Raw genomic sequence first — 6636 nt, 5'->3', positions numbered from 1 at the left:
AACGGAGACACCACCCGACCCACACGTCGCCGGCACTTCCCGTCCAAGCGTGTAGCGTCGTACTCACCCTGCGACGGCCCTTGCAACAAGCCGCTCCCCTCAGAGGGGAGAAAAACCTTTTTTTCGTAGGCGTGTCTCGCGAGCGAACCTACCGCAGGCCGACGCCGGAGGGACATTCGCCCGCAGGGGACGCATGGCCCGACGTTCGACCCACCCGCGGTTCAGTGATCGCGTTCGACCGCCAACCGTCCGAGTGCACGCAGTGCATCGGCGCGTTCGTCGTACCCGGCCAGACTGTCGTGCATGCGTTCGCTGAGTGCGGCCAGTTCGGCCTTGGCACCGTCCATGCCGAGCAGGGCGGGGAAGGTCGACTTGGCCTGCGCGACGTCCTTGCCGGCGGTCTTGCCGAGCTGCTCGGAGCTGGCTTCCACATCGAGAATGTCATCGCGGACCTGGAAGGCCAGGCCCAGCGCGCTGGCGAATGCGTCCAGCTGCAGCAGATCGGTCTGCGGTGCGTCGCCACACAGCGCGCCCATCCGCACCGCCGCGCGGATCAGCGCGCCGGTCTTGAGCGCATGCATCCGCTGCAGTGCGGCCAGCGGCTGGGCGTGGCCGGTGGCGTCGATGTCCAGCGCCTGGCCGCCACACATGCCGGCCGCACCCGAGGCATGGGTCAGCGCCTGCAGGCAATGCACGCGCAGCTGCGCCGGCAGCGCCGCATCGGCGAGCAGGCCGAACGCGCGCGTCTGCAGGGCATCGCCGGCCAGGATCGCGGTGGCTTCGTCGAAGGCGATATGGGTGGTGGGACGGCCGCGGCGCAGGGCGTCGTCGTCCATGGCCGGCAGGTCGTCATGGACCAGCGAATAGGCGTGGATCAGTTCCACCGCCATCGCCGGCGCATCCAGGCTGTGCTCATCGGCGCCGACTATCTGGCCGCTGGCATACACCAGCAGTGGGCGCATGCGCTTGCCGCCGCCCAGCACCGCGTAACGCATCGCCTGGTGCAGGCGCTGCGGGGCGTCGTCGGGGGAGGGCAGGCTGGCGTCGAGCTGGTTTTCGATGCGGTCGCGCCAACGCGCGAACGTGGACTCAACCGTCATGGCTGGGCGGGTCGAAGTTCTCGGCGGTCTCAGGGCGGGCAGGATCGCTGAGCAGGCGCACGCGCAGTTCGGCCTGCTCCAGTGCCTGCTGGCACTGGCGGTACAGGCCGACGCCGCGCTCGTAGGCGCTGAGCGATTGTTCCAGGCTCAGATCGCCGGCTTCCATCTTCTCCACCAGCTGCTCCAGTTCTTCCAGCGACTGCTCGAAGTGGGCGACCGGGGAGGTTTCGTTGGGGGACTTCTTGGGCATGGGACAAGTGTGATGCGCCAATCCAGCCGGGTCAATTCACGCCACGCCCGGCGTCCAACGCAGCTGCGCGTCGTGTTCATCCAGCCAGTGCTGCAGCGCTGCGGCGATGATCCGGTCACCGGCGGCCATCAACGCCTCCCCGTCGAACAGCAGTGGCAACTGGCGGCGCTGCCACGGGGGCAGGCCGCGCTGCTGCAGCAGGTCCTTGAGCGCATGCGAATGGGTGCGCCCAGGCAGCTGGATGCGTTCGCCGCCACGCCGTGCGCGGACCTGCAGGGGCACCGCCAGTCGTGGCGCGCCCAGCAGTTCAAGTTGGCCGCCATCGGGCAGCGCCAGCGGCGCGCGGCCGTCCCAGTGCGCGCTCCAATGCGGCGGCAGCGCCAACGTGGTGGAGAGCAGGTGCAGCTCGCCGCGCCAGCGCCGGATCCGCGCCCCTTGCCAGGCGAACTGGGCATCGCCGTCGTGCGCGGCCGGCAGCAGCTCGCGTTCGATCGCCTCCACCCCGGCGGCCGGCAACGGCGGCAGGCCGCAGTTGCGCACCCATTGGCGCAGCAGCCGGGCGCGGCGTTCGTGCGGTTGCCGCAGCAGGCGCGCGCAGTCCAGTACGCCCGGGGCGACGGTGCAGCGGCGCAGCGCCTCGTGGTCGGTGTCTTCGAGCAGGCGTTGCGACTGCGCACACAAGGTGGCACTGCGTGCAAACGCCGCATCGGCCTGCGGCCAGCGCTGCTGGAGCAGTGGCATCACGTGCAGGCGCAGGAAATTGCGGTCGGCCGTATCGCTGGCATTGCTGGGGTCCTCGATCCACGCCAGCCCATGGGTCTGGGCGTAGGCCAGCAACGCACTGCGCGGCACCTGCAGCAACGGGCGCCACACGCTGCCGGCGGCGAACGGCGCCTGCGCCTTGATCGACGCCAGGCCATCCACGCCGGAGCCACGCAGCGCACGCAGCAGGAAGGTCTCGGCCTGGTCATCGCGATGATGGGCCAGCGCCAGCTGCTCGCCGGGGTGCAGCGCGCCGGCAAAGGCGGTGCGGCGGGCGTGGCGGGCGGCCGCCTCCAGGCCTTGGCCGCTGTCGCGCGCGACCTCCACCGGGATCACCTGCAGCGCGATGGCCCATGCGGCACAGCGTGCGGCGCAGTGTTCGGCCCAGCCGTCGGCGGGTGCCTGCAGACCGTGGTGCACGTGCACCGCGCGCAGACCCGCGCTCCGTTGCGCCGGGGACTGGGCCAGCCAGTGCAGCAGCACGGTGGAATCCAGGCCGCCGCTGAAGCCGACCAGGACCGGAGCGGGTGTAGCCGGAGGCGGTGGCAAGGAGATCTTCATGAGGACGGCAGAATGAGGCAGGAGGGCAGTATCGGCGCAGTCGCGCGCCGATGCCATGCGCGGCCATCAGGGCCGGTCGATCTGATACACCGGCTGCCCGGCGCGGTCGATGCGGTGCCAGGTGCCGCCGACCATGGCCACATGGCCATCCGCGTCCGGGGTGCCACGCGTGCAACCGTTGCAGACCCGGGCCACGCCATCCTCGAAGGCCCAGCCGAAATCGAAGGTGGCCGGGAAGGCTTGGCGGAACTCGGTATCGAAGTAGCCGATGCGTTGACCGACACGGCCACGGACCAGCCCTTCAACCACATAGTCCGGGCCGTTGTCGAAGGTAATGACCGGCAGCTGCCGACCGTCGGGTTTGACGTAGTGGAAGCCGCCGCCGGCGTGCAACGGTGCCAGTCCGTTGGCGTCGAAGGACAGCGCGGCCAATGCCCTGGCCTCCAATTGCAGGCGGCCGTCGACGAACTGGCAGCCGGCCAACGGCTGCAGGCCGTCTTCTTCGGTCAGCACCAGGCAGGGCGAACCGTCCGCCCACGCGCTGCCGGCGGCAAACAGTCCGGCCAGCAGCAGGTGCCGCGTGTGGCGGCCCCTGTGCTTTACGGCGCGGATCGGCGTTGCCATCAGTTGGCGTCGGTCTTGCGCTCGAAGGCGGTCGGCTTCGGCAGCTCCACCGGCACGCCGCTGGCGTCGCAGGTGCCGGCCTCGCACAGACGCTGGCGCAGGCGCGGGGTGGCCTGGACGATCATGTGGTAGATCGTGTTCTGCTCCATGGTGCCGCGGATGGCCTTGCTGCCCGGGCCACGCGCCCAGATGCCGACGTCTTCGCCACCGTGGGTTTCGCTCTTGGTCGGCACCAGCGCTTCCTGCATGTAATCGGGATGCTCGGTATCGACGTGGCTCAGGTCCGGGCGACCGCTGGCGGGGTCGAAGCTGCTTGGATTGTGCGGGTAGGTCTTCGGGCCGGCCGGCTGCTGGTTGGTCGCGCCCGTGTAGCCGGGGCCATTGGCGTAGCTCAGCGTGGTGTAGGGCAGGCCGAGGCCGTCACGGGCAACATCCAGGCCGCCGGTGCCGTCTTCGCCACCCTTGTCCTTGACCTTGCCCAGGATCGGGTTGCCACGCGCCGGGTAGCCGACGAAATTCAGGGTGTGCGAGTGGTCGGCGGTGACGATGATCAGGGTGTCCTGGTCGGAGGTCGCCTCCACTGCGGCGCGCACCGCATCGGACAGGGCCACGGTATCGCTCAGGGCGCGGTAGGCGTTGCCGCTGTGGTTGGCGTGGTCGATGCGGGCGCCTTCGACCATCAGCACGTAGCCCTCCTGGTGTTTGGCCAGGTTGGCGATGGCTGCCTTGGTCAGCTCGGCCAGGCTGGGTTCGCCGGCCGGGTCGTCCTTGCGCTCGATTTCATAGCGCATGTGGTCCGGCTCGAACAGACCCAGCACCGCCGGGGCATTGGCCGCGGCCTGCAGCTGCCTGGCGTTCCAGACATAGGCGCCGCCCGGATGGGTCTGCTGCCACTCGGTGACCAGGCTGCGCCCGTCCAGGCGCTGGCCGACCTTGTCGTCGTATTCGGGATCGCGTTCTTCCACGGTGGTGAACTGGGCGCGGCCGCCGCCGAGGGCGACCAGCGGACCACGGCCATAGCGCGAGGTGGACAGCAGCTGCTGGGCGATGTCGGTGCAGCCGGCGGCCTTGGCCGCCTCGGGCACGTCGGCGTCGTTTTCCCAGTTGCGCTCGGGCGAGTGGGCGTAGGTGGCGGCCGGGGTGGCGTGGGTGAGGCGGGCGGTGGTGACCACGCCGGTGGCAAGGCCAGCGCTGTCGGCCAACTGCAGCCAGGTGAGCAGGCCCTTGTTCAAGCTGTCGGCGCAGTCGTTGCGGGTGCCGGCACTGACGCCGATCGCGCCCATGTGGGTCTTCACGCCGGTGGTGATGGCGGTCATGGTGCCGGCCGAATCGGGGGTCTGCGAGTCGGTGTTGTAGGTCTTGCTGAACGCGGTGGCTGGGAAGCGCTCCCACGACAGCAGGTTCTCTTCACCGGGATTGCCGTTGCGCTGGCCTTCGAAAATCCGCGCGGCGGCGACCGTGGTGAGGCTCATTCCGTCACCGAGGAACAGGATGACGTTCCTGGCCTTGCCGTCCATCGCGCCCGTGCTGGCTGCGCGCGCGGCGCCACTGCGGTACCACCACTGCGGGGTTTCACCGGCCGGGTGGGCCACGGCGGGGACCTCGACCTGCACGGCGCCCGAGGCGCTGGCGGCGGGCGTGGTGCTGGCGCAGGCGCCCAGCAGCAGGGTGGTGGCGATGGCTGCCACCAAGGACGTGGTACGGGACATGGACAGTCATATCTCATAAGTGAAACGGGCGTTCATTATGCAGAACGCAGCAAGGCACGCCGATGACACGCTGAATTTCCGTGTGCGCCTCGTTCCCCGGCCCGGGTTGGGCTAAGGTGCCTAGCTGTCGAATTCTCTCTGGAAGGCTCATGAAGCTGGTGTCTGCGTGGTTGCGGATTCCGTTCTGGCAACGCGTGCTTGGCGGCTTCGTGCTGGGCGCACTTGCCGGCTGGGTGTTGGGCCCGGCGGCGGAAGTCTGGTTCGGGCCGCTTGGCGATCTCTACGTCACGCTGATCAAGATGATCGCGGTGCCGCTGGTGTTCTTCGCGGTGATCAACGCGATCTCCTCGCTCCACGGCCAGAAGTCGGTGGCCGCCCTCGGCGGGCGCACGTTCCTGTGGTTCATCATCACCGCCGCCCTGGCGGTCTGCGTGGGCCTGGCGGTGGGCACGATCCTGCAGCCGGGCACGGGCAACCTGAGCCTGAGCATGGACCACGGCTACACGCCGCGCGAAGTGCCGAGCGTGATCAAGGTGCTGATGGACGTGGTGCCCTCCAACGTGTTCTATGCGTTGACCGGCATCGGCACGCGGGTGAACGCGGCAGGTGAGACGGTGCTGGCGGCCGGGCGCGGCTCGATCCTGCCGGTGATCTTCTTCGCCGGTCTGCTCGGCTTTGCGATGGTGAAGCTCGGCGACAAGGTGGCCGAGGCGCGCAAGCTGACCGGTCAGATGAGCGACATCATGATCCAGGTAACGCGCTTCGTGCTGGAGATGACGCCGCTGGGAACCTTCGGTCTGATCGCCGGGCTGGTGGGCAGTTATGGCTTCGAGAAGCTGCTGCCGCTTGGCAGCTTCGTGCTGGCGTTGTACGTGGCGTGCGCGTTCCACATCGTGGTGGTCTACGGTGGGCTGCTGTTGTCGCACGGGTTGAACCCGCTGAAGTTCTTCCGTGGCGCGGCGCCGGGCATGCAGGTGGCGTTCGTGAGTTCGTCGAGCTTTGCGGCGATGCCGGCGGCGATGCGTTCGATCACGCACAACCTGGGCGTGAACAAAGACTACGCATCGTTCGCGGTGCCGCTGGGTGCGAGCATCAAAATGGACGGCTGCGGGGCGATCTATCCGGCGTTGTGCGCGGTGTTCATCGCGCAGTACACGGGGGTGCCGTTGTCGCCGGAGCAGTACATCGTGGTGCTGATCGCCTCGGTGCTGGGCAGTTTCGGTACGGCGGGCGTGCCGGGGACTGCAGTGGTGATGGCGACGGTGGTGTTGAGCGCGGCCAATCTGCCGCTGGAGACGATCGGGTATCTGTATGCGATCGATCGGATCCTGGACATGATGCGCACGATGACCAACGTGACCGGGCAGATGCTGGTGCCGGTGCTGGTGGCCAAGGAGACGGGGCTGCTCGATCGGGCGGTCTACGATAATCCTTCGACCAATCTGGGCGTGGACGAGATTGAAGAACGGACGTCCTGATCGCGCTGCGCCATGGTTGAAAGGAACGGGCCCGCGAAAGCGGGCCTGACTTTTTATAGAGTTCTTTTTCCAAACCGGTGGCAAGCATGACGCGCGCTGTTGAGTTTTTCAGGTGCGGCGGTCGGTGGGTCGGGCGCTGGGCCCCCATGCCC

Annotated in this window: 6 protein-coding genes; 1 reads left to right on the top strand and 5 read right to left on the bottom strand. The window is 68.5% G+C overall.

What is annotated here, in order from left to right; genetic code table 11:
• Nucleotides 1–221 precede the first annotated feature (221 nt).
• The 5 genes from AC1DQP_RS14625 to AC1DQP_RS14605 form a co-directional block, all read right to left on the bottom strand.
• Nucleotides 222–1100, bottom strand: a complete 879-nt coding sequence (locus tag AC1DQP_RS14625) for a polyprenyl synthetase family protein (RefSeq protein WP_457319596.1) — start codon at nt 1098–1100, stop codon at nt 222–224.
• Nucleotides 1090–1350, bottom strand: coding sequence for an exodeoxyribonuclease VII small subunit (locus AC1DQP_RS14620; RefSeq protein ID WP_256777517.1), 261 nt, complete (start codon nt 1348–1350; stop codon nt 1090–1092). Before AC1DQP_RS14620 ends, AC1DQP_RS14625 begins: the two co-directional genes overlap by 11 nt.
• Before the next feature lie 36 nt (nt 1351–1386).
• Nucleotides 1387–2673: a tRNA lysidine(34) synthetase TilS gene (gene tilS / locus AC1DQP_RS14615; protein WP_457319595.1), complete on the bottom strand. Its 1287-nt coding sequence runs from the start codon at nt 2671–2673 to the stop codon at nt 1387–1389.
• Nucleotides 2674–2739: 66 nt separating this feature from the next.
• Entirely contained in the window at nt 2740–3300 is a 561-nt protein-coding gene (locus AC1DQP_RS14610; protein WP_457319597.1) for a WG repeat-containing protein, read from the bottom strand.
• Entirely contained in the window at nt 3297–5006 is a 1710-nt protein-coding gene (locus AC1DQP_RS14605; RefSeq protein WP_478051872.1) for an alkaline phosphatase, read from the bottom strand. Before AC1DQP_RS14605 ends, AC1DQP_RS14610 begins: the two co-directional genes overlap by 4 nt.
• A 149-nt stretch (nt 5007–5155) precedes the next feature.
• Here AC1DQP_RS14605 and AC1DQP_RS14600 point away from each other — a divergent pair, with 149 nt between their 5' ends.
• Nucleotides 5156–6484, top strand: coding sequence for a dicarboxylate/amino acid:cation symporter (locus AC1DQP_RS14600; protein ID WP_256777521.1), 1329 nt, complete (start codon nt 5156–5158; stop codon nt 6482–6484).
• Nucleotides 6485–6636: the final 152 nt, after the last annotated feature.

It is taken from the genome of Stenotrophomonas sp. P5_A8 (assembly GCF_056400545.1).
Note: the sequence above shows the minus strand (reverse complement) of the source record. Positions and strands in the feature narration are given on the sequence as shown.

Excerpts from the sequence above, each read along its gene's own strand:
- AC1DQP_RS14625 (WP_457319596.1), bottom strand. The coding sequence starts at position 1,100 with ATGACGGTTGAGTCCACGTTCGCGCGTTGGCGCGACCGCATCGAAAAC.
- AC1DQP_RS14620 (WP_256777517.1), bottom strand. The coding sequence starts at position 1,350 with ATGCCCAAGAAGTCCCCCAACGAAACCTCCCCGGTCGCCCACTTCGAG.
- tilS (WP_457319595.1), bottom strand. The coding sequence starts at position 2,673 with ATGAAGATCTCCTTGCCACCGCCTCCGGCTACACCCGCTCCGGTCCTG.
- AC1DQP_RS14605 (WP_478051872.1), bottom strand. The coding sequence starts at position 5,006 with ATGTCCCGTACCACGTCCTTGGTGGCAGCCATCGCCACCACCCTGCTG.
- AC1DQP_RS14600 (WP_256777521.1), top strand. The coding sequence starts at position 5,156 with ATGAAGCTGGTGTCTGCGTGGTTGCGGATTCCGTTCTGGCAACGCGTG.